The following is a 22,793-nucleotide window of genomic DNA, read 5'->3' as shown; positions in this document are numbered from 1 at the left end:
GTCAATATTTGGGGGCTTTGCACAGCAGCTCCTTGCGCTTCACGATCTGCGGCAGGTAGACCTGCTCGTTCCAGTCTGCCCTCTCGACCGGCTCGAGCGCGATCGAGATCGCCTCCTCGTTGCACCGGAACGCGCTCCTTACCGCGTGGGTGATCGCCGCGACCAGATCGGCCTGCTGCTGCTCGCTGAGTGAGACGGGGAAGTGCTTGATGTTGACGTGGGGCATGCGGATGTCCTCCATGGCTTCGGTGTTGTGTTCGGGCTTCGCGTCGGCGCGAAGTTGGCGGTGAATCTGCTCGATCAGCTCGTCGATGCCCGGCTCTTTGAGCAGGCCATAATGGTCCGCGTGGAGATCGATGAAGGTCGAGGCGCTCGTCGAGCAGCTATCATGTCCCTCGATGCCCTCGAAGAACGACCGGTCGTCTCCCCGCGCCCTGAAGATCGTCACGGGCGCGCGGATGCGCCGCTCCACGAGCTCGCAGCTGGTGTACTTGAACTCATAGGTTTGATGCACGATCCGGATGACCCTCTTCACCAGCTCCGGATCGAGGCCTGTGAATCTCCTGGCGATGAACGACGCGAAGCTCTCCTCGTCTCTCGCGACCTCAAGGCACTCGGCGAGCGCGGGGTCGGTGATGCTGCCGGCGAATACCGAGAAGAGGATCGTCGCATATTCCTTGTTGTCGTAGGTGGGCTCGCTGCCCGAGGTCGAGACGCTCTTCGCCCCTACCTTCGGCGACCCGGGGGCGATCAAGAACAGGCGCTGCACCCGCTCGCCAGCACGCTCGATCTGATGAGCCGCTTCGAAGGCGACACGAGCGCCGAACGAATACCCCCACAGCGTGTAGGGCCCGGCGGGCTGAAGTCGCCGGATGACCTTGATGTCCTCTGCGGCCATCTGCTGGAGGGTGGGGTAAGGGATCTCGCCCTCGTTGATCCCGTGAGCCTGCACGCCGTACAGGGGCCGATCGGCGCCCATCTTGCGCGCGAGCAGCCTCAGGTTCATGGTGTAACCGCCGAGGCCCGGCCAGCAGTAGACGGGGTTCCCCGCGCCTCTCGTCTGTAGCCGCACGAGCCGTGATGCTGGCTCGACGCCCGCGCCGTCGACCACGAGCGCGAGCTTCTCGATGGTCGGCGACCCGAACAGGACTTGCAGCGGCAGGGAGGTCTGGAACGCCCTGTTGATCTTGCTCACCAGTCCGACGGCGATGAGCGAATTGCCTCCGGACTCGAAGAAGTCATCTTGCACAGAGACCTCGTCCTGCTTCATCTCCTTGAGCCAGAGCTGCTTGATGCGCGCCTCGGTCTCCGTTCGGGGCGCCACGAACGGCCGATCGGCGAGCTCCACCTTGACGCGGTCCAGCGCCTTGAGGTCGATCTTCCCGTTGGCTGTGAGCGGCAGCCTGTCCAGCACGATGACCTTGTTCGGAACCATGTAGTCGGGAAGGAAGCTCCCCAGGTCGTCCCGGATCATCTCCGCGGGCCCCTTCATGTGAACGACGTCCTCCTTCATCCCTTCGCTGAGCGCCTGCTCCTCGCTGATGCGCCCGCCGACGAAGAAGTAGGAGGGGCCCGGGGCCCTGCCGCAGGCTTTCAGGATGCTGTCCATGCGCTTGGCCGAGGGCAGATCGTCCCCGGTCCTGGAGCTGTACCCCGAGGACATGAACCCGAGGTTGATGTCGTTCGCCTGCAGGTGCTGGAGCTTCCTCCCGAGATCGATGTACCTCATCCAGCCCTTGGAGGTCCTGCTGATGACCGTGATGCCGAGGCTCGCCCTCTCGTAGACTTGCTGGTTGATGGCGATGACATGCCGCTTCAAGATCAGCTCGTCCGATAGCTTCTCGAGGACGCCATCTCGGTACTGGTACTGACCCGCGGTGAGGTCAGCGACCTTGCCGGGGTGCACCTGGACGAAGATCTCGACCGCGTCGTCGGGGCGCCGCTCCGCGCGCGGGACGAGCTCGAACGTGCCGATGTAGTGGTCCTCATCCGCGGAGTCCAGGTGGCTCATCGTCGCGGGGGCATGGTCGAGCTCCTTGATGTCCAGCCCATAACGGGGCAGGACCTCCTCGAACAGGCCCACCATGTGTCCCGCTTCAATCTCCAGGACTTCGTGGATGTTGTTCTTGTAGGTGGGCTCGATGGCCCGCCTCTTTCCGACGAAATGCACCCTCGCCTGCGCCGCCGTGGAGGCGAGCTTCTCTCGCAGGAGGATCAGCTGGTGGTGAACAGGATGGTGGTAGTAAACTCCCGACTTCAGGCCGCATAGATTGTCCAGCTCGAAGTACATCTGCGTCGCGTACAGCGCTCCTGGCGACGCGTAGCCGTACTTCGGCAGCAGGCGCTCCGCGCTCAGGAACTGCCCGAAGTACCGCAGAATCTCCCCGAGCTGCGCGAAGCTCAGCGCCTCCAGGCTTCGGGCGTGGGCGCCCGCGAGCCTCTGGCCGGCCCGCCGGCCGAGCAGGCGCAGGATGTCGGCCTTCGTGATGCCCTCGCCGTCGAAGAATCGATAGGTCTTGCGCGCGAACACCTGCTGTCTCTGCTCCCGGGTCGGCGTTCGGCCGGGCAGGTCGAAGACCGCCTTGCCGCGGAGCTCCTGGGGGGCCCGGCATCCCGAGTTCGACAGCTGCGCCTTGACCTGGAGCTTGCTCTCCTTCGACGCGTGGTGGGCGCCGTGATGGCCCTGGTCCATCAGGGCTGCTTCTCTCGGGTTCAGCTCGATGAAGGCGATCAGGTTCTGGAAGCCGGTGCGGGGATCGTTCTTGACGGTGACCGCCGCGTGCTTGACCCAGTCGTGCAGCTCGATGGCCAGCCTTATCTCGTCGAGCTCGACCCGGAACCCGCGCAGCTTGATCTGGTTGTCGGCCCGGCCAGCGAACTGGACGGTGCCGTCGGCGTTCCAGTACGCGAGATCGCCGGTCCTGTAGAGCTTCGCGCGCTGGCCATCCGCCTGGAACGGGTCGTCGATGAACCGCTCGGCGGTCAGGTCGGGCCGGTTCAGGTACCCTCGTGCGAGCTGGGCTCCGCCGATGTAGAGCTCGCCGATCTCGCCCGCGACCATGGGCGACCGGCGCTCGTCGAGGATATGGTACTGCGTCTCGTGCACGGGAGCGCCGATGGAGATCGTGCTGGGGCCGTCGTGAACCGTGCGGCGATCGACCGTGAACGCGGACGAGTTGATGGTGCATTCGGTCGGGCCGTACAGGTTGACCAGCTCGCACCCGGGCAGCACCTCGAGGCACCGGAGCGCGAGGCTCCTGGACAGGGCTTCTCCGCCGCTGAAGACCTGCGTGAGTGAGTCGCAGCGGTGGAGCGCTTCGGTGTCCAGGAGGGCCTGGAGCAGGGTCGGAACACACTGTAGCGTCGTCACGCGGTGCCTGATGATGGTTTCGATCAGCCGCTCCGGGTCCCGGTACACGCCAGGGCTGCCCACGACGACGGTGCTGCCGCAGGCGGGCGCCAGGATCTCCCACTGGGCCGCGTCGAAGCTCATGGGCGTCTTCTGCAGGACGACCCGCCTCCGATCCAGCCCATGGGCCGTCCGGAGCCAGCCCATCTGGTTGACGATGCTCCGATGCTCGATCATCACGCCCTTCGGCTTCCCGGTGCTGCCGGAGGTGTAGATGACGTAGGCCAGGTTGTGTGAGCGAAGGCCGGAGCCCAGGTCGCGGTTCTCGGCGCTCGCGTCCGAACGGCCGTGGGCCGCGGCGTCTTTCAGGGTGACGATCCTCGTGCCTCGCGGGGCGAGCTCGGTCAGCCTGGCCTTGAGGTCCTCTTGAGAGAAGATGACCTTCGTGCGGCTGTCCTCGATCATGTAGCGCAGTCGGTCCTCGGGGTACTCCGGCGAGAGCGGCAGGTAAGCGCTGCCAGAGAGAAGGGTCCCCCACGCGCCCACCATCAGGTCGATCGATGGCTCCACGAACAGACCGACGCAGTCGTCGGGAGCCACGCCGAGGTGCCGCAGGTACATCGCCACATCCGAGCTGCGCGCCGCGAGCTGGCGGTAGGTCAGGATCTCGTCCTCACGGACGACGGCAGCGCTGTCCGGCTGCGTCCGGACCTGCTCCCAGAGCAGGTCAGTGATGCACGACCCTGCGAAGGAGGCTGCTTCCATGGCGGCGTGTCGCGCTGGCTGCTCCCGCGCGTCAGCGACGGCGCGGGGCGAACGGATCATGGGTTGTTTCACAATCATCCTCTTGACGTGATGTCGATGGCCTCTGGATGAGCACCACGGATCATGCGCGCACGTCCCCCTCGGCACGCGGTCGGGAGCGCCGCAGGCGATCGTCGCGATATCCCACCGCGAACGTGCCCCAGCAGACTGCGTGCCATGCCGTCGCGGCGTGCTGCGGCAGCGGAGGCCTCGCAGCGACGACCGAGATACGCCCAGCTTCTCGCGCCCTCTCGATCTCGACCCGTCAGCGAGGCGACCGCCCAGCCGCGTGTTCGCGCAGCGCGTTGCGTGAGCGCGCTGCGTGGTTGGGCAGCCCGTTGCGCAAGTACACCTGGCGCGCCTGGGGGCGCGTTTCGCAGCTGCGCCGCGTGCTGCACGACCGCGCAGATCGCGAGGGCCGCTCCTCTCTCGGAGGTTGTGGAATCGAGCGAGAGACAGGCGTCCCGGCGGGGCGGCTTCTACCGGGTCCAGGTGGGCGCGAAGGAGGACTTCCTCCGGATCATGGCACCTGGCGCCTCTGCGGGACCCGGCGGTTGCCGGGCCGCTGGCCTTCCACGGGTGGCAATCTTTGCCTGAATGGCAAGGGGTGCCGGCAAGCGCTGCAGGCGGCGCCCTCGGCTCCAGCCTCGGCCGTCGCGATCATGCCAGAGGAGCACCGGCAAAGGAGCGCGTCCCTCGGCCCCTGCCGGCGCGAGGGGCCGAGGGCCCCTCCCTACGCGCGGCGGACGATGTCTTGCAGCGCGCTCTCCAGTCGGCGCTCGACGGCGGGGTCGTCGAGCGCCGGCGTGATCTCCTCGGGCACGACGCGCGCGCGCATGATGACCCGCGCATAGATGAACGCGTCGCGCGCGTTCGGAGGGTCCTTGTCGCCGAGACAGGAGCGGAGCAGCTGGTACGCTCGGCCTTTCACAGCGCCTCCGCTGTCCGCGCGCGCTCGACGGTGGTGATGATCCGTTGCACCGCGGCGATCGCGGTCTCGTGCGCCGCGAACGCGTCCCGCACGACGTGCGCTGCCCTCGCGGCGGCGCCCTCGTCGAGCGTACCCCCGAGCACGCTCTCGGCGAGCCGGACGAGCGGGCTGATCTCGACCATGTCCCGCGTGAGGGACCGCGTCGCCTGGGCGAGCTCGGACGCCGCCTCGGCCGGAGCGGAGCGCGAGAGGGCCATGGCGTCGTCGGCCAGCTCGGCCGCGATCGCGAACATGTCCCGGTAGCAGTCGACCGCCGCGCGAAGATCGTCCGGGCTCGGCGCGATCTGCGGCGCCTCCGGCAGCGTCGCCGCCGCGCGCTGCGCCTCGGCGAGCACCGGAGCGATGGCCAGGAGCGCGCGCTCCAGCGCACGCGCGGTCTGCCCGAACCGGCCGAGGCGCTCCCTCGCGGTGCGGCTCGGCGGCGGCGTGTCGCTCTCCAGCGCCTCGAGCCGCGCGCCGGCCTCGGCGGCGAGCCGATGGAGGCCCTCGACGACGCCCGGCTCGAAGGTGCGCGGGACGAGGTCGATCACGCAGAGCGAACCGACCACATGCCGGCGCACCCGCACCGGCACACCCGCGTACGCGCGGATGCCATAACGCTCCACCAGCTCCTTGGGTACGCGCTCGTCGTGCAAGGCGTCCTCGACCACGAGCGGCGCCTCGTGGCGCACGACGAGCTGGCAGAACGAGCTGCTCCGTGAGGTCGCGCAGCTGACGCCCAGGTCGGGCGGCAGGCCGCGGTGCGCGCGGAACAGCTGGATGTGTCGGACCACCAGGCTCACGAGCGCCATCGGCGCCCGGGCGAGCTCGGCCGCCCGCTCGACGCAGGCGTCCAGGATGGCGTCCGCGTCGTCGCGCAGCAGCACGTGGTGCAGCTCGGCGAGGCGCGCGGGATCGTTCAAATCGGCCATGGGGGTGTTCTTGCCGGGGCGACAGGGCGGGCTCAACCGCGAGCGCCGCCGTGCCCGCGCCCGGCCCACGACCTTACCGCAACCCGGCGCCTCGAGCTGCCCCCGCGGGCGCTTCATCGGCTCCGAGCTCCAGGAGACACGACCCCACCGGTGTCCACCTTCGAGCCGGCGGCTTCGCTGTCTCGCCGCCCCGGCGCCGCTCGCCCGCGCTCGCACCCGAAAGAAAGCCCTGGGAACAACCATGAACCAGCTCTCGGCAGCGCCGGTGCCGAGCTGGCGTCCTCCGCGGCCCCTGCGTCGACGCTCACGCTCGTCGGCCTCTCCACGGGGTTCCATGTCCCTCCACACGGGCCCCCGGGGCGTGGTCCTGGATGGATGCGTGATCTCGCCGAGACGCTCCCAGAACGTCCGAGGCGACCACACCGGCGCTGGGCCGTATCACCGCGATGCCGGTGTGCGGAGGTGATCGCGCCTCTCGAACAGGGAAAGCCATCCTTGACAGGGGCACGACAGACGATATCGTGCGCGGTCGCTCATTCGGTTTCTCGGGAGCGACGCACGAGATCAAATGGCGCTTTCATCGCGCTGCGCAGAGGGTCGTTCCTGACGAACAACGCCGTTGCCGCTGCGTCAGGCCACGGTCGCGCCTGGCCCACGATAACGGCGGGGATCCGTGCAAACGCCACGATGGCGAGTGCTCGCCGGCGCCCAGCTCGGCCGGATTGAACCCTCGACAGGAAGGTTCGCACATGAGCAAGAAGCGGTTTGCCCTGGGCCTGTCCGTGTCGGTCCTCTCGCTCTTCCACGTCGGCTGCGCAGCCGACGTGGAGGACGTCCAGCGCGCCGCGCTGGCGTCGCACGCCTGGGGCAAATACCACTGGGCACGAACGAGCAACCCCTTCACCATCAAGCTCGGCAACAACGTGTCCTCCGCGTGGGCCGAGCACCTGTCGGTCGCCGCCAGCGATTGGTCCAGGTCGTCGGTGCTCGACGCCACCGTCGCTGCCGGCGGGGGCGGCAGGCGATGCCGGCCCACCAGCGGGAGGGCCGAGGTCTGCAACGCGCGATACGGTGCCAACGGGTGGCTCGGACTGGCCACGGTCTGGGCCGACGGGGAGCACATCACCCAGGGCACGGTGAGGCTGAACGACACCTACTTCGACACGGCCAGGTACGACACGCCGGCATGGAGAGCCTCCGTGACGTGCCAGGAGATCGGGCATATCTTCGGGCTCGCGCACAACGACGAGGACTTCAGCACGACGACCGGGACGTGCATGGACTACTCGAACGATCCGGGGCAAAACCAGCACCCGGATCAGCATGACTACACGCAGCTCGAGGCCATCTACAAGCACCTCGATAGCATGACGACCGTCGGCGCTGCCGGCGCGGCGCCGCCCGCCTTGGCCGGCGTCGACCCCACCGACATGGAGCATTGGGGCGATCCGGTCGACGTGTCGCCGAGCGGGCGCGTGCATACCTTCGTCCGCGACCTCGGCCATCTTCAGGTCATCACCACCGTGACCTGGGCGCCCGAATAAGACTACTCGCGCGCGAGCGGCAGCGCCCAGGGCCCTCCGGCGCCGGCGCGAGAGATCACCTGGAGCAACGCGTCGCTCGCCCGCTCGGGCGCGTAGTCGTAGGGGGGCGTGAAGACGTCATCCGCTGGCTCCCCGTCTCCGCCCAGGTGAACGCCGCTCTCGTCGCGGTAGAGGTTCGAGCCAGGGGCGGCGAGGAGGAGCCCCCGGCCCGTCGCGTCGCTGCAGTCCGAGCGCCGCGTCGCCGCGTCGGCGTTCTCGAACACGCTCGCCTCGAGCAGCACCTGCCCCTCACAGGCGGCGCCGACCGCCCAGTCCGAGATGTTCGAGAACACATTGTTGAAGAGGTGGGCGCGCGCTCGGGATCCGGTGGCGAGGGGGGCGCGCGTCCTCACTTCATCGAAGCGACAGTGGTGCATCGTCACCTCGGCGTCGGTGATCGTGCAGGCCCAGCGCTCGCGGCCGCCGCACTCGGCCTCGTTGCTGCCGTCGAAGTGGCCGTAGGAGAAGGTGACCCCGCTCGTGCCCGCGTGGACGTCGGCGAAGGCGTCGCTGATCCGCTGGACGGTCGTGTGATCGATCCAGACCCTGGAGGCTTGCGTCAGCGTGAACGCATCGCCCGCTTCGTGCACGTTCGAGTTCAGATCGTAGAGGGCGACGTTGCGGATGATCACGTTCTCGCTCTCGTTGAGATCCATGTTCACGCCCGGCAGCGCCGCGCCGCGCCCGAGCCCGACGAGGGTCTTGTTGGAACCGAACTGGAGGACGCGATGGTTCCGCGTCGCCCCGACGAGCGGACGCTCGCAGGTCGCATCCCCGGTGAGGACCTGATAGAACGTCTTCTCGGGCTCCCCCGAGCAGGTGCTCGGACAGACCTCGATGTCCTGGACCTCCGAGCCTGTGCGGCGGAAGTCGTAGAGGCCTTCGGCCAGCAAGATCACGGCCGGGTCGTCCGAGCGGGCGAGCGTCTCGAGCTCGGTCCAGCTCGAGACAAGCACGGGCGTCGCCCCCGCGCCCCCCGTCGTGCCCTCGCCAAAGCCGATCGCCTCGACCCGTATCACCTTGCGGAGGGCGATAGGCCCCCGCGTCCCCGGCGCGGGCCCGATCCAGCGAGCCTCCGTGCTCGCGGGGAAGGCCGCCTCGGGATCGCAGCCCGGCAGATCTCCAGCGCTCCCCAGCTCGCGCGCCGCCGTCCAGCCGCTGTCGTCGTAGCCGGGCGCGGTCCAGTCTCCTTCCGGCGCGGTGCTCAGCTTCCAGTCGCTGCCGCTCCCATGGCTGCGCTCGAGCTCGTCGAGGTGGACGAGCGCCGCGGGGATCCCCGCTGCGGCGTGAACGCTCACGGCGATCACGTTCTCTCCCGGCAGCAAGGAGAGGGGCACGAAGATCGGAGCGCGCGCCGACTCGCTCGCCGCGATGAGATCCCCGTTGACGTGGACGCGGAAGGTATCGCGCGCCGAGATCGAGAGACCGGGGCCCTCGAGCGCCCCGTAGCTCGCGCTGACGAGCGGCGAACTCGCGAGCTCCTCTCCCTCTCCGAAGGCGGCCCCCGGAGGGAGCTCCGCCGCCGGCGGCTCGCCGTCGCAGGCGAGCTCCGAGAGGGTAGGAGAGCTGCCGCCGACACCCGCGTTGCCCGGGGGTCGGGTGGCCGTCTGGAGGAGCTGATCCTCACAGGAGAGCCCCCAGGCCAGGGCCGAGAGCGCGGCGACTCGGAGGAGCCGGGTGCGGCAGGAGAGGCGCATGACGAACAGGGCAAAGCTGCGGGGCGACGCCCGAGAGCGCAACCGAAATGCTCCGAGTCGCCTGCTCCGATCCAGCGTCCTGGCGGCGGGCGAATTTTTCTGGAGGCTCGGGATGCCCTTAAGTAACTAGGAGAGAGTGGCTCAACCCACGCGCTCCGCCCCGCCGCCCGGACCCACCTTGGCCCGCTTCCCCGCCGACAGGCGGTCGGACGCGAGCTTGGTCGCTGGCGCCGCCGCTGGAGAGCGGGAGGCCCTCGCCGTCATCTGGGACAGGTACTCGGGTCTCGTGCGAGGTGTGCTGTATGGGGCCCTCGGTCCCGATACCAGCCTTGAAGATCTGGTCCAGGAGGTCTTCCTGGGCCTGATGCAGGGGGCCGCGCGCATCCAGGACGGGGGGGCCCTCCGTGGCTATCTTGCGTCCATGGCGGCGCGGCAGGCAGCGCTCGAGATCCGGAAGCGCAAGATACGCCGCTGGGTGGGCCTTTCCCCGAGCGGAGAGCTCCCCGAGCGCGCCCTCGAGCGCGTCGACTTCGAGCATCGCGAGGTGCTGAGCGCCCTCCACCGTGTGCTCGACAGGCTGAGCACGCGCCGGCGCATGGCCTTCGTGCTGCGCCACGTGCAAGGCCTCGAAATGCTCGAGACGGCCGCGGCGCTCGGCGTGTCCGAGTCGACGGTGCGCCGTGAGCTCGAGAGCGCGCGCGCGTTCTTGCTCAAGGCGCGCGAGCCAGCCCTCCAGGAGTTCCTGTCCCGGTGTGAAGGACTTTGGCCATGAGCGAACCCGAACGACAGCTCGATCCCGTCGCGGCCCTCCTGCAGAGAGCCGCTCAGCTGAGCGAGCCGGAGCGCCGCGAGGCGCGCGCCGCCTTCCTGCGCCGCGTCGACGAGGCGCAGGCGCGCTCGAGCAAGGCGCGGGTGGTCGTCCGCTGGGTGGCTCCGCTCGCCCTCGCCGCGAGCGTGCTGATGGCCGTTTTCTTCTTCTGGCGAACGGAGCGAGGTCTCGATTACGTCGTCGAGGGCGCGGTGAACGAGAGCGGCTATGTGCGCGTACCCGTCGATCACCTGGCCGCCATCACCTTCTCCGATCAGACGCGGATCCGGGCCGCGGCGGGGGCGCGGCTCCGTATCGACGAGACCAGGAACGAGCGCGGCGCCCGCATCTCGGTCGAACGCGGCCGGGTCGAAGCCGAGGTCACGCACACCGGGCACAGCGAGTGGCGCTTCGTCGCGGGTCCCTTCGTGGTCCGCGTGGTGGGCACGCGCTTCGAGCTCCTCTGGGACGCTGACCGCGAGCGGCTCGAGGTGATCCTGCGCGAGGGGGCGGTCGAGGTGGAGGGCTACTCCGGCTCTGGCGCCGTGAGCGTGCGCGCAGGGCAGCGCTTCGTGGGGGACGCTCAGGCGAGGACCCTGCACGTCAGCGACACGACGGCTCAGGCCCCCGATACGGCGGCTCAGGCCCCCGACACGGCGGTGCAAGGCGCCGAGCCCGCGCCTCCCGCGGCGCAGGGGCAGCTCGCCGAGGTCGCTGCACCGCCGCCGGAGCCCGCTGCTCCCCCGGCGCCGAGCTCCGCTGAAACCCCGGCGCCCCTGGTCGCCCCGCCGGGCGCCAGACCGCCCTGGAGCAAGCTCGTTTCCCAGGGCGAGTTCCGGCGCGTCGTCCAGGAGGCCGCGGCGCGGGGCACGCAGAGCTGTCTCACCTCCTGTGATGCCGCCGATCTGAACGCCCTGGCCGACGCCGCTCGCTACGTGGGGCAGAACGAGCTCGCCGAGCAGGCCCTGCTCGCCCTGCGCGCGCGCTACGCGTCGACCGCGGGGAGCCGCGCGGCCTTCTTGCTCGGGCGCCTTCACGAGAGCCGCGGCGCCGCCGCGCGCGCCAGGACCTGGTACGAGACGGCCCTTCGCGAGGCGCCGGGCGGCGCCTTTGCCGCCGAAGCGCTCGCGGGGAAGATGCGCGCGGTCCAGAGCCTCGAAGGACCGGCCGCCGCGCGCGTGGTGGCGCAAGAGTACCTGCGCCTCTACCCGAGCGGGGTCCACGCCAAGACGGCTCGACAGCTCGCCGCTCAGCCCTGATCCATGATCCGGCGGGCGCGAACGCTCCTCGTCCTGCTCCTGCTGCTCGTCTGCCCTCGACTGGCCTGGGCGCAGCGCGTGCTCGTCGTCCGACCGGATCCGCGCGACGCCACGCTCTTCGAGGCCTTCGGGCGGCTCTCTGCCGAGCTGGAGCTCCAGTCCTTCGAGGTCATCGTGCTCGGGAGCGCCGCGCGATCGCCCGGGGCCGAGGAGCTCGAGCGAGAGGCGCAGGGGAGCCAGGCCTTTGCGGCTGTTGCGCTGCGGCGCGACGGAAGCGGCACGGCCGCCGAGGTGTGCATCGTGGATCGCGTGACCGGCAAGACGACCACGCGAAAGCTCCTCATCGATCCCTCCAGCGATGGCCCGATGCTCCTCGCCGTGCGCGCCGTCGATCTGCTGCGCGCAAGCCTCCTCGAGCTGGGTCCGGGCCAGGCTCCCGCGCGGGATGTGCTCGGCGTCGAGGCCCAGCCGCCCGCCCCCGAGGTGCTCCGCTTCTCCCGGGAGCCGCCCCGCTTTCACGTGCGCACGGGGGGGCTCGTCCTCTTCACGCCCTCGGTGGGCGGCGGCGTCGGCGCGCAGATCGGGGCGCACACCCGCCTCGACGAGCGCTTCCGTCTCGGCCTGCTCCTCGGCGGTCCCCTGTTTGGCGCCGAGTTCCGCGCAGCAGGCGGCGCCGCCCGGGTGCGCCAGGAGCTCGCGCTCCTCCGGGCCAGCTGGAACCTGGGGCAAACGGCTGCCGGTCTTCACTGGGAATGGGGGCCGCTCCTTGGCGTCGGCGCCTACCACCTCCAGGCCACCGGCCATGTCGAGCCGCCGCTCCTGGGGCGCAGCGAGGAGTTCTTCAGCTTCGCCGCGGACGCGGGGCTGAGCGTCCAGTACTTCTTTCATCCGAGCGTGGGCCTCGGCCTCGAGCTCACCTGTCTCACGCTCCTGCCGCGCCCCATCATCGCCGTCGATGACGAGCGCACCGCTCCGCTCATCGCTCAAGCCCTGGGCACGCTCAGCCTGGGGGTCTCGTTCTGAGGGAGCATGGCGAGGCGCGCGCGCGTCCTCGAGGCGTCACGGGACGAGGGAGTTGATGTACTCCTCGAGGTTCGTCCAGCCGTCGCCGTTGCGGTCGCCATTGCGATCCTCCGGGTCGTGAGGATCGAGCGAGGCGGAGACCTCCCATGCATCGGGCATCCCGTCCTGATCCGTGTCCGTGGGCGCAGAGCCCCCCGGGATGTCTCCAACGGTGTTGGGGAGGCCGAGGCTCTTCTCGTCGCTGATCGTGGCGCCATCGGTCCCGAGGGACGCGAGCTCTTCCATGACGAAATCGTCGACCGGGTCACGCCAGAGAGACGCCCCGGCGTGCTTCATCACGTGGTCGAAGGCGTCCTTCGCGCTCATCGCGGGCACGTCGGGAATCTCGACGCTCGGCGCCGCCTCCCAGGTCACCGAGCCGAAGTCCCCCTGGCCGAGCGGGCGGCCGTTCAGGACACCGTCCTTGTTGCTGTCGTACCAGTTGTCGACGGCATAGAGGTGGTACTCTGGCGTGGGGCTGTCCAGGGTGCCGCCGTTCGTCTCCGGGCCGGGGATCAGGGTATTGCCGACCATCACCCCGTCCGAGCGCCCGCTCGTGTCGCCCAGGATGTACCCCGAGGTGACCCAGTTGTAGACGACGTTGTTGACGAACTGCAGCGTCCCGCGGGCCTTCGGGTTACGGGAATTGTTGTCGATGTACAAGGACCGGATGATCGACGTGCCGGTCGTGTTGACGATGCCGCCCGTGCTGTGCGTCTGGAGCCCCTGCGCGACGATCGAATCTTGAAGCGTGATGTTGTAGAGCTCCGCCCCGCTCTCCCGGTTCAGATCGAAGGTGCCGTCGCGCCCCCAGCTCAGCGAGCAATGGTCCCAGATCACATCGTGTCCGTTGGCCATGGTGACGGTGTCCTTGCCCGAGTCGCCGATCTTGCCCATGCGAAACCGCACGTAGCGAACGATCGTGTTCGACGCGCCGGAGAAGGAGGTGCCGTTGCCGTAGACGGTGATGCCGCCGCCCGGCGCGGTTTGCCCGGCGATCGTCTGGTTGTTCTTGAACACCAGGCGGGCGTCGATCTTGATGACGCCGCCGACGTCGAAGACCACGGTGCGATTCGGCTGGCTGATGGCATCCCGCAGGGAGCCGGGCCCCGCATCGTTCAGGTTGGTGACATGGTAGACGTCGCCGCCGCGCGCGCCGGTGGCCATCCGCCCGAATCCCTCGGCGCCGGGGAAGGCCCCGAACGCGACGGCGCCCGACCCGCCCGTCCCGGCGCCGCCGCCCACACCCGCGCTCGGTGCGCCGCCGCCCGCGCCCGGGCTCGGCGCGCCGCCGGTCCCTCCAGCTCCCGTCGTCACCCCGGAGGCAGCGTCGCTGCCCGATGCCTCTCCGCCCGGCGTCGCTCCGCCCGTGCCAGCAGGATCCGTCGAGGGAGCTCCGCCGCTCCCGGAGCCGTCGTGCGGTGTCCCGGAACAGGCCCACGCGGCCGCGCCCAGAGCGAAAAGTGACAGCCAAGAGATGCTCGCCCGGCCTGGCGGGCATCGCGCCCAGGTCTTCATGCGCCAGGAGTTGATCCGGCCCCTGCTCACCTTTCAGAATTCGTCACCCGCGGCGCGGGATGGCACGCGGCGCGGGATGGCGTGCTGGGTCGCACGCGACGCCGCGAGGGTCCTGGCAGTGTTGCCACCGGGCTCAGCGGAGGCGGGCGCGCCGAGCTCAGCGCGCCTGGCTCAACGCAAACGCGATGCCGCTCTGGAGCGAGCCCATCGTGACGATGCTGCCCAGATCGACGCCGAGCGCCACGAGGATCTGCGCGACCTCCGGCCGGATGCCGGTGAGGACCATCTGCGCGCCGAGCAGGCGTACGGCCTTCGCCGTCCGGATGAGCGCGTCGGCGACCTGGGAGTCCACGTTCGATACGCCCGTGATGTCGAGGATCACCACCTTGGACTGCTCGGCGCTGACGCCCTGGAGCAGCCGCTCGAGGACCGCCGCGGCGCGGCTCGAGTCCATCGCGCCGATGAGCGGCATGATGACGGCCCGATCGCTGATGCGGAGCAGGGGGGTCGACAGCTCCTGGAGGGTAGCGGCCTGGACCCGGATCACCTCGTCCTTCAGGCGGACGCGCTCTTCCTCGGCGCGCTTGCGCTCGGTGAGGTCCGCCGTCACGGTGGCCAGCGCCATGGGCTCCCCTGTCTCCGGGTCCCTGATCAGGAAGGAGTTGTAAAGGACCGGAACCGCAGCCCCGGTCTTGAAGTGCCGGAACCTGAACTCCCCGACCCAGCGGCCGTGCTCCATCGTCGCGGGCATGATGTGCTGCTCGATGTAAGGGAGGTCGTCGGGGAAGAAGAAGCTGCCAATCGTCACCTGCGGCAGCTCGCTCGCATCGAGGCCGACGAGCTGCATCCCCGCCTCGTTGAGGTACTGGGCGACGCCGTCCATCGAGGCGATGCCGATGAAATCCGAGCTGTTCTCCGCCACGGCGGCGAGCCGCTTCTGCGCCGCCTCGATCGTGAGGAGCTGCGCCACGCGCTCGTGCAGCGCCTGGATCTCCCGCCTGTGCTCGGCCAGCTCGCGCTCGCGCTGGGCCAGCTCCTGCTCCAGGCGGACGACGCGCTCCCGCAGCGCCGAGGCGTCGCTCGGATCGAGTCGGCCATCCATGCTCATGGAGCTCCCCTCGTGCTGGCTCGTTCTCACACGCTCGCCCCTGCGCGGCGCACAGCATCACAAGACGTGTTCCTGCGAGCCGTCGTGTCCCCGAGGCGCGATGAACTATAGGCGAGAGAACGGTCCTCGATCTACTGGAAAGCCCGGCGGGACGTCCTCATCGTAGTCGTCGGCTTGCCTACACAACACCGTCGTCTTCCTTGCTGAGTCTCTGCGATGAGCCCACAGCAAGCCAGGAGAACTCATCCGCAGCCCCGGAGATGCGGTGCAGGTCCTGCCCGCCGTACGGTGTTTGGTGACCGGACGGCCCGGTCCACCTTGGAGAGGATGGTAGGGAGACGCCATGGGCACACTGAGCACTTCCAGACGAATCCTGGTCACCGGCGCGTCGCGCGGGATCGGACGCGCCGCCGCGCTCGCGCTCGGCAGGCAGGGACACACGGTCGTGCTCGCTGCGCGCGACGAGCACGCGCTGAGATCGCTCGCCCGCGAGATCGCTGATGCGGGCGGGCGGGCCGAGGTCGTCCCGATGGATGTCACGGACGACGGGAGCGTCGAGCGCGGGATCGCGCGGGTCCTCGAGGCGGGGCCGTGCGACGTCGTGATCAACAACGCAGGTTCCTGCGACCAGACGGATTTCATGGCGCAGGACATGAGCACGCGACGCGCCGAGATGGATCTCAATTACTGGGGTGCGGTGCGGGTGACGCGCGCGCTGCTGCCGTCGATGCTGGCGCGCCGCTCGGGCGTCATCGTGAACGTCTCGTCGTTGCTCGGGGTCATCGCTTCGCCGACGGCGGCCAATTATTCGGCGACGAAGGCGGCGCTCGGCGCCTGGTCGCACGCGCTCCGAGGCGAGGTGGGCCGCTTCGGCGTCAAGGTCGTCGTGTTCGTGGCGCCCCACACCGACACGGCGTGCGGCCGCGGCGCTCGCTTCGACGGCGTGGTGAGCTTGCCTGTCGAGTACACGGCGAAGGAGCTGCTCCGCGCCGTCGATCGGGCGCCCCGGCAGTTTGCGGGGAGCCCCGTCTATCGGCTTCTCGTGCGGCTCGCCGGGCTCTTTCCGGCCTTCCTCGAGGCGCGGGTCGCTGCGTCGGCGCGGGCTCAGCTGCTGCCTGGCTATGGGCCGTAGGAGCGAGCGCCCCCATCGCCCTGGCGCGGCTCGGGCGATCGTGTATCTTCGACCTCGCAGAGGTAGCGCCATGAAGGTCTTCCGGTAGCAACGCGGTCGCTTCCGCCGGGCGGGTTCTCCCCGCTGCCCGCGTTGCTCGCGCTCCGGCGCCCCGTCGCCGTCCGCACTCCGCTCCCGTCGCCTCGCCTCGCGGCGGCGGGACGGCGTGTGTTCGACCTTCGACCTCCTGCCATCGGGCGACGCTCGTACGAGACGAGCGCCGCCCGGAGAGCGTGCATCATGGCGCCCCGTCTTCCGCTTTCCATCAAGCTCACCCGTCGCGCCGTCGCGCGACGAGACCTCTTCTGCGAGCTGGTGAAGAGGGCTGTCCGGCCGTCTCAGGCCGACGCCGCCTTCGCCTTCCATGCGTTCGCGTTCAAGGCCGATGAGGACGAGTTTGCGCGCGAGCTCATGCGCCGCCGGACCGAGCTCTGGCTCTTCCGCTCGAACCAGCGCGCCTCCTGCGGCGACTTCCTGGCCGTCGACATGTCGAGCCCCTGGGCGGCGCGGCGGCGATCCTACGTGATCGAGCTCAAGCGCGGGATGCCGGTGCGCATCGGAGGCGGCGCGGTGGGCGTGCAGCTCCAGAAGGCGGCGAGCGCCGTGCAGGCGCTCGCGCAGAAGGGCGACGTGCTCGGCGTCGAGGGGGCGTACGTGACGGTGGCGGGGGACGGGGCGGAGATCATCGCGATGTTCGCGAGGGGAGCGCGGCGCTAGCCTGCTCGACGGTCAGCGGCGCGATCCTGCGGGCTCGGCTACCGCAGGATCTCCTCGAGGAGCGCGTTCTGCACGCCGCGACGATCCTCGCCGAACGACGAGACGCCCAGGCCGTAGTACTGGTTCATGATGGTGAACCACAGATCGCGGAGCTGGCGATCGTTGCCGAGGGCGTCGTAGGCGACGTGCGCGTCGTTCAAGAAGACGCCGTCGCCGCCGAGGAGCACGATGGGCAGGTCGTACCCGTCGTGGTCGTGCGAGCGCATCTCGCTCATGTGCACCATGACGCAGTGATCGAGCACCGTGCCGTCGCCCTCGGGGATCGCGTCGAGCCGCTGCGCGAGCTGCGCGCTCTTCTGGTTGAGCCAGCAGTTGATCGCCGCGTAGTCGAGGTTGCTCTGCGCGAGGATCTTGTACTGGCCGTTCTGGGTCGCGCGGTCCAGGTTGCCGGCGGCGTGCTGGGAGGAGTGGAAGTGCAGGCTGGCCTCTCTCCTGTACGCGAGCCCCACCTTGGCGCGGACGTCCTCCGGGATGCACCGATACTCGAACTCGGAGCGCATGTCGTCGTGCATGTGGGTGATCACGCGCGTCACGTCGCATTGAATCGCCATGACGATGAGGTCGATCATGACCTTCGCGTGATCTTCGTGCTTGTACGGGCCGGCTCCCGTGTTGTCGTTCTCGTTGAGCCCCTCCGCCTGGCCCGGCGGCTCGGGGACCACGCCGGGCTGGCTGATCGGGGTGCAGCCCAGGCCCGTCTGCGGGGTCATCGTCGACTGGACGCGGGTCGCGTTCTTCTCGATCTCGCGCAGCGAGTCCAGGTACTGCTGGACGATCTTGCGATCGGCGGAGCCGACCCGGTTCATGAGCGAGTTCGCGTCCGCAAGCACGCCGTCGATGACGCTCTTCTCCAGCGCCGCGCGGCGCTCCGCCTCGATCCTGGCCTCCTCGTCGCTCTGCCCTGGCATGGACCCCACCGCGCCCGCGCCGACGATCGCGTCGAACACCGCCTTCGGGTTGACCGAGCGCTTCAGCGGCTCGCGCTGGCTCTTCCAGGAGAGGACCTGGTTGTAGGCGTAGCTGCGCTGGTCGAAGAAGCCGGGCTTGACGCCGAGCCCCGTCTGCAGCGACGGGATGCGGGTCGCCTGCTCCGGGCCTGCCTTCTGGACGATGAGCTGGTCGACCGAGACGCCGTTGCCCACCCACTCGCCGAGGTCCTGCCGCGCGTCCCTCCCCATCTGATCGGCGTCCACGCAGGTCGAGAGCGCCGCGCCGAGGCGCGAGTGGGAAGGCTCGATGTAGGGGTGCTTCTCCGTGCTCCACGTGTAGTTGCCGAGGCGGCTGATCATGAGCATCTTCGACTTCACCGGCGCGAAGTGCTCGAGCACCCTCGGCAGCTTGAAATCGGCGCCCTTCAGCGTCTTTCCGAACGCCGGGGCCGTCTCCCACCAGTGATGGGGCGCCCCGTTCGGGAAGGTGCAGAGCACGAAGCGCTTCGGGGTGCCGGGCTCCCCGCCGCGCGCGGTGCGCGGCGCGAGGCTCTCGAGGAACGGCAGCGCCAGGCAGACGCCCGCGCCGCGCAACAGATTTCTGCGTGTCATCAAGCGTTTCATGTGCGCATCGCTCCTTCGTGCTTCGTCCTGTGCAGAAACAACGCGTGCGGCCTCATCGCGCCTAGTCCTTCGCTCGAAGGCGGAACGCCTCGCTGGTCACCACCTGCTTCGCCAGATCCGCGATCGTGCCGCCGCTCCAGCGCGCGGCGATCTCCTTGATCCTGGTCCTGTCCCCAACGCTCGGGCGCCGGCGCAGGGCATAGCTGAAGAGCTGCTCGGACGGGCAGGTCCCCGACCGGGCGGCCTCCACGAGCGCCGGCACGAGGCCGGAGATGTCCTCGAACGCCGCGCCCTCGTACACCCCCGTCGCGTCGATCGGGTCGCCGTTCGGGTACTGGGTCCGGTAGGCGCCGATCGGGTCGAAGTTCTCCAGGCTCAGCCCGATCGGGTCGAGCACGTCGTGGCATCCCGCGCAGTCGGGCGACGCGCGGTGCTTCTCGAGCTCCTTGCGCACGTTGGTGACGCCGCCCTCCTCCCCGTCCGCGGCGCCGAGCTCCGGGATATCCACGTTGGCGGGCGGCACCATGGGCGCGCAGAAGAGCTGCTCCAGGATCGTCTTCGCGCGGGACGTGGGAGAGGTCCGGTCGGCGCGGGACGACAGCGTCAGGAACGCTGGGAGCGTGAGGAACCCCTCGCGCACGCCCTCGGGGTCGTTCGCATAGAGCGGCTCGATCAGCCGGCTCTCCGGGTGGGGCGCGGTGAGGAACTCGGACCAAGGCCGCCCGCCGGTCGTGAAGCCGGCGAAGTACTCGTTGACCTGGTCGAGCATCGCGCTCTTCAGCTCATCGTCCCAGTTCGGGAACTGGCTCGTGTCGGCGTTGTGGCTGGGGAGCGTGCGCGTGCCGAGCCACTGCCCGTAGAAGTTCTGGAAGAAGGCGGCGCTCTTCGGGTCGGCCAGCATGCGGTCCACCTGCTGCTCGAGCTCGCCCTCGGTGGCCAGCTCATCGTCCTTCGCCGCGTCGAAGAGCTCGTCGTCCGGGAGCGAGCTCCAGAGCAGGTACGAGAGGCGCGACGCGACCTCGTAGCCGTTGAGGGCGCCCGGCGATCTCGCCGAGTCGGGGCCCAGCTCGATCCGGAGGATGAAATGCGGCGACGTGAGCACCGTCCGGACGACGTGCTGCACCGCCTCGACGGGGGACATCTCGAGGGTGGTCCGCGCGTCGTCGTACTGCGCCGCGTACCGGTCGACCTCCGCCGCCTCGAGCGGGCGCCGGAAGGCGCGCAGCCCGAAGCGCTCGATGATCTGGCGCGCACACCCGTCGCCCGCGCCCTCTGCCGGGTCGCACACGAGGATCCTGGCGCGCTGCGCCTCGTCCGAGAACGCGTCCTCGGCGAGCGTCCTGGCGGCGTCGTAATACCCCTGGACCAGGACCTGCGAGAGGTTCGAGAGCGCATTCACGTTTGCGTCGAAGCCCTTCGCGCCGAAGGCCGGGAATCCGTCCGCGGGCCGCAGGCTCGTTCCCAGCAGGTGGGCGACGGTGGAGTTGTACTCCGACGCTGTCATGTGGTGGAGGGGCATCCTGTCTACAGCGATGGCGGCACCCTGGTTCGGGGGCTGCCCTGGAGTGTCCTCCGAAGAGCCCTCGTCCCCGAGGGCGCCGGTGCACGAGATGCTCAGGAGGCATCCCCCGGCAGCGATCCATGGACTCGCGAACACTCGGTCCAGTCTGAATGTCATCGTCGGCTCCTGCGTGTGGAATCGGCAGTTATGTCTTGTGACCGGAGCGCACGTTTTTTGTGATCAAATCGACCGGGTGCGGGCATGGCCGTGAAGATCGCGGTGGGTCGTATGAATCCAGGGTTGGCGGCGAGCGCCCGCTCGCCAGCCCTCGGCTCATCCATGGCGACCTCCTCGGATCTTGGCGTGGTGGCGCTGCACCGCGTCGGAGAACGCCTGTCGAGCGGCCCTCAGCCGCGCATACACGGTGTTGATGTTCACCCCGATCCCCTCCGCGATCTCCGACGCCGGAAGCTCTTCCAGCTCGGCGAGGAGGAGCACCACGCGCTTCTCCTCGTCGAGCGACGCCAGGAGGTCGTGCACCACGCGCGCGGCCTCCGCCCTCTTCATGACCTCGTAGGGGCTGAGGTCGCTGGGCCCCGCGAGCTGCTCGGGATCCACGATCTCTCCTGTCCCGCGGTGGGCCGGGCTCTGGCGGCGCTGCGACCTCCGGTGCGCCTGCACGACGTTGACCACGATCCCGAAAACCCATGTCTTCAGCGACGAGCGTCCCCGGAACTCCGGGAGCCGCCGGTGCACGACGGCGAACACCTCCTGACATACGTCCTCGTGCGCGGAGACGTCCGCGACGAGGCGGCGCACGGTCCGAAAGACCAAGGGAAAGAGCTCCTCGTACACCTCCGCGAAGTCGAGCGGCGCGGCCTGCACGCCGGCCGCGGAGACCGCGCCGGCGGGCGGAGGCGTCGACGGAGCGGCCGCCGCGCGCGCGGTCACGGGCTGCACCTCGCCGCCGGTAGCATCGGAGCTCCCTTCGAGAGGAGTTGCAATCCGCATGGAACATCTCCCCCGTCCCTGGCTCAACCTCTCGAGAGTGCAGCATGGATGGCCCTCTCAGCGGGCCCGGACTTCAACAGGACAGCGCCGCGCGTCAGGGGCGGCGAGAGGGAGATATTTCTGACAAAGCGATGCTATATCAACACATGAACCGCAGCTGGTATCGCTGCTGTACAAAGGTTGCCACTGGCCAGGACTGCGATTCCAGCCGCGGACAAATTGATTGAGCTCACCGTCACTCGCTTCCGCGACGACCGAGCGAATCGATGCCGACGTCGATCGGGACATCGAGGTCTCGGCGCGCGTGGCGACCCCTTCAGCGGGGAAGCGAAAGGATACCCGCTGGCGCAGATTGTGAACGCTCACACGCGCAGTGTCAACTGCTATCGGCGGGACCGTGGGTATCCTCGATCGCGAGGGAGGGCACGGCTGGCGGGGCTCGTCAGGAGCGCCGCTGCCGGTCCGAGGGGCGAGGCTCGGCGTGCATTGCTATCGAAACGAGGCAGCCAGGCTGGACACGCGCGAGAGCATCCGGGAGGAGGGGTGGGAGATCCCGGCCCGTACAGCGGTCCCGGCGTGGACGGCGACACCCTCTTCGCCGGGGAGGCGATCTCCTGGGCTCACGTGCAGGACGGGGGGCGCGGGCCGCAATACACTCGGCGCGGAGCCATGCGCGCCCTCGTCCTGAGAGCCCCGAAGAGCCCGCTCGTGCTGGAGGATCGGCCCGCTCCGCGGCCTGGGCCCGGCGAGGTGCTGCTCCGCGTGCGCGCCTGCGCCGTCTGCCGCACCGATCTGCACGTGGTCGACGGCGAGCTGCCGGACGCCAGGCTGCCGCTCGTGCCCGGGCACCAGATCGTGGGCGAGGTCCTCGAGGAGGCGCCCGCGCCCGGCGACGGGCCGCGGTTCGCGAGGGGCGCACGCGTCGGCGTGCCCTGGCTCGGCTGGACATGCGGTGTGTGCGTGTATTGCCGCGCAGGACGGGAGAACCTCTGCGATCGGGCGCGCTTTACCGGGTACCAGATCGACGGCGGGTATGCGGAGCTCGCGGTCGCGGACGCGCGCTTCTGCTTCCCGATTCCCGACGGCTTCCCGGACCTCTCGGCCGCGCCGCTGCTCTGCGCCGGGCTCATCGGGTACAGGACGCTGCGTCTGGCGGGGGACGCGGAGCGGATTGGCATCTACGGGTTCGGCGCCGCCGCCCACCTCGTGGCGCAGGTCGCCCGCTTCGAGGGCCGGCGCGTCTTCGGGTTCGTGCGGCCGGGGGACGACGCTGCGCGCGCGTTCGCGCTGTCGATGGGGGCCGAGTGGGCGGGCGCTTCCTTCGACGCGCCGCCCGAGGAGCTCGACGCGGCGCTGATCTTCGCCCCGGCCGGCGAGCTGGTGCCGGCCGCGCTGCGCGCCGTACGCAAGGGCGGCGCCGTTGTCTGCGGGGGAATCCACATGAGCGACATCCCCTCGTTCCCTTATTCGATCCTGTGGGGCGAGCGGGTGCTGCGGTCGGTGGCGAACCTGACGCGCCGCGACGGCGAGGAGTTCCTCGCGCTCGCGCCGCGGGTGCCGGTGCGGACGGAGGTGAACGTCTATCCGCTGGCTGCGGCCAACGAGGCGCTCGACGATCTGCGGAACGGCCGCATGTCCGGGGCAGCGGTGCTCGTGCCGCCGTGAACCAGCGCTCACCGATATCGATATC

General features: G+C 69.5%; 16 protein-coding genes. 7 read left to right on the top strand and 9 right to left on the bottom strand.

What is annotated here, in order from left to right:
• Position 1: 1 nt before the first annotated feature.
• The 3 genes from WMF11_RS27895 to WMF11_RS27885 form a co-directional block, all read right to left on the bottom strand.
• Positions 2 to 4,114 carry an amino acid adenylation domain-containing protein gene (locus WMF11_RS27895; protein WP_437972868.1) on the bottom strand — a complete coding sequence of 1,371 codons (4,113 nt, stop codon included), beginning with the start codon at positions 4,112 to 4,114 and terminating at the stop codon, positions 2 to 4.
• A 772-nt stretch (positions 4,115 to 4,886) separates the two neighbouring features.
• Entirely contained in the window at positions 4,887 to 5,084 is a 198-nt protein-coding gene (locus tag WMF11_RS27890; RefSeq protein ID WP_437541247.1) for a hypothetical protein, read from the bottom strand.
• Complete coding sequence (locus tag WMF11_RS27885; protein ID WP_437972867.1) at positions 5,081 to 6,055, bottom strand: GAF domain-containing protein; 975 nt, start codon at positions 6,053 to 6,055, stop codon at positions 5,081 to 5,083. Before WMF11_RS27885 ends, WMF11_RS27890 begins: the two co-directional genes overlap by 4 nt.
• Before the next feature lie 749 nt (positions 6,056 to 6,804).
• Here WMF11_RS27885 and WMF11_RS27880 point away from each other — a divergent pair.
• The gene (locus tag WMF11_RS27880; RefSeq protein ID WP_437972866.1) at positions 6,805 to 7,599 is read left to right on the top strand and encodes a hypothetical protein; all 795 of its coding nucleotides are present in this window, start codon (positions 6,805 to 6,807) and stop codon (positions 7,597 to 7,599) included.
• Between the two features lie 2 nt (positions 7,600 to 7,601).
• Here WMF11_RS27880 and WMF11_RS27875 read toward each other — a convergent pair whose 3' ends face one another.
• Complete coding sequence (locus WMF11_RS27875) at positions 7,602 to 9,335, bottom strand: pectate lyase family protein (protein WP_437972865.1); 1,734 nt, start codon at positions 9,333 to 9,335, stop codon at positions 7,602 to 7,604.
• A gap of 136 nt (positions 9,336 to 9,471) precedes the next feature.
• Between WMF11_RS27875 and WMF11_RS27870 the strand changes: the two genes are divergently transcribed.
• From WMF11_RS27870 to WMF11_RS27860, 3 genes are read left to right on the top strand one after another with little or no spacing between them, the layout of a single operon-like run.
• Complete coding sequence (locus tag WMF11_RS27870) at positions 9,472 to 10,107, top strand: RNA polymerase sigma factor (RefSeq protein WP_437902312.1); 636 nt, start codon at positions 9,472 to 9,474, stop codon at positions 10,105 to 10,107.
• Positions 10,104 to 11,402, top strand: a complete 1,299-nt coding sequence (locus WMF11_RS27865; RefSeq protein WP_437972864.1) for a FecR domain-containing protein — start codon at positions 10,104 to 10,106, stop codon at positions 11,400 to 11,402. The genes WMF11_RS27870 and WMF11_RS27865 overlap by 4 nt, the downstream gene beginning before the upstream one ends.
• A gap of 3 nt (positions 11,403 to 11,405) precedes the next feature.
• Positions 11,406 to 12,425, top strand: coding sequence for a hypothetical protein (locus WMF11_RS27860; protein ID WP_437972863.1), 1,020 nt, complete (start codon positions 11,406 to 11,408; stop codon positions 12,423 to 12,425).
• Positions 12,426 to 12,461: 36 nt separating this feature from the next.
• Here the strand turns inward: WMF11_RS27860 and WMF11_RS27855 are convergent, their stop codons facing one another.
• Together WMF11_RS27855 and WMF11_RS27850 are read right to left on the bottom strand one after the other, a co-directional pair.
• The gene (locus tag WMF11_RS27855) at positions 12,462 to 13,781 is read right to left on the bottom strand and encodes a pectate lyase family protein (protein WP_437972862.1); all 1,320 of its coding nucleotides are present in this window, start codon (positions 13,779 to 13,781) and stop codon (positions 12,462 to 12,464) included.
• Positions 13,782 to 14,139: 358 nt separating this feature from the next.
• Positions 14,140 to 15,090, bottom strand: a complete 951-nt coding sequence (locus WMF11_RS27850) for an STAS domain-containing protein (protein ID WP_437902308.1) — start codon at positions 15,088 to 15,090, stop codon at positions 14,140 to 14,142.
• 343 nt (positions 15,091 to 15,433) lie between these two features.
• Here WMF11_RS27850 and WMF11_RS27845 point away from each other — a divergent pair, with 343 nt between their 5' ends.
• Both WMF11_RS27845 and WMF11_RS27840 read left to right on the top strand, forming a co-directional pair.
• On the top strand, positions 15,434 to 16,222 hold the full coding sequence (locus tag WMF11_RS27845; protein ID WP_437972861.1) for an SDR family NAD(P)-dependent oxidoreductase: 789 nt from the start codon (positions 15,434 to 15,436) through the stop codon (positions 16,220 to 16,222).
• 279 nt (positions 16,223 to 16,501) lie between these two features.
• Complete coding sequence (locus WMF11_RS27840; protein ID WP_437902306.1) at positions 16,502 to 16,978, top strand: hypothetical protein; 477 nt, start codon at positions 16,502 to 16,504, stop codon at positions 16,976 to 16,978.
• A gap of 38 nt (positions 16,979 to 17,016) precedes the next feature.
• On the opposite strand, the gene WMF11_RS27835 is transcribed toward WMF11_RS27840, so the two are convergent.
• The 3 genes from WMF11_RS27835 to WMF11_RS27825 form a co-directional block, all read right to left on the bottom strand.
• Positions 17,017 to 18,579 (bottom strand): DUF1552 domain-containing protein, encoded by a 1,563-nt coding sequence (locus WMF11_RS27835; RefSeq protein ID WP_437902305.1) that lies wholly within the window; start codon positions 18,577 to 18,579, stop codon positions 17,017 to 17,019.
• 73 nt (positions 18,580 to 18,652) lie between these two features.
• Positions 18,653 to 20,095 (bottom strand): DUF1592 domain-containing protein, encoded by a 1,443-nt coding sequence (locus WMF11_RS27830; RefSeq protein WP_437972860.1) that lies wholly within the window; start codon positions 20,093 to 20,095, stop codon positions 18,653 to 18,655.
• A gap of 330 nt (positions 20,096 to 20,425) precedes the next feature.
• A complete protein-coding gene (locus WMF11_RS27825; RefSeq protein WP_437972859.1) occupies positions 20,426 to 21,103 on the bottom strand; it encodes an RNA polymerase sigma factor in 678 nt (225 codons plus the stop codon).
• Between the two features lie 669 nt (positions 21,104 to 21,772).
• Here WMF11_RS27825 and WMF11_RS27820 point away from each other — a divergent pair.
• Entirely contained in the window at positions 21,773 to 22,768 is a 996-nt protein-coding gene (locus WMF11_RS27820; RefSeq protein WP_437979352.1) for a zinc-dependent alcohol dehydrogenase family protein, read from the top strand.
• The last annotated feature ends 25 nt before the right edge of the window (positions 22,769 to 22,793 follow it).

Source organism: Sorangium sp. So ce295, from assembly GCF_051527405.1.
GTDB lineage: Bacteria > Myxococcota_A > Polyangia > Polyangiales > Polyangiaceae > Sorangium > Sorangium cellulosum_B.
This window is presented reverse-complemented; position numbering and strand designations above follow the sequence as displayed.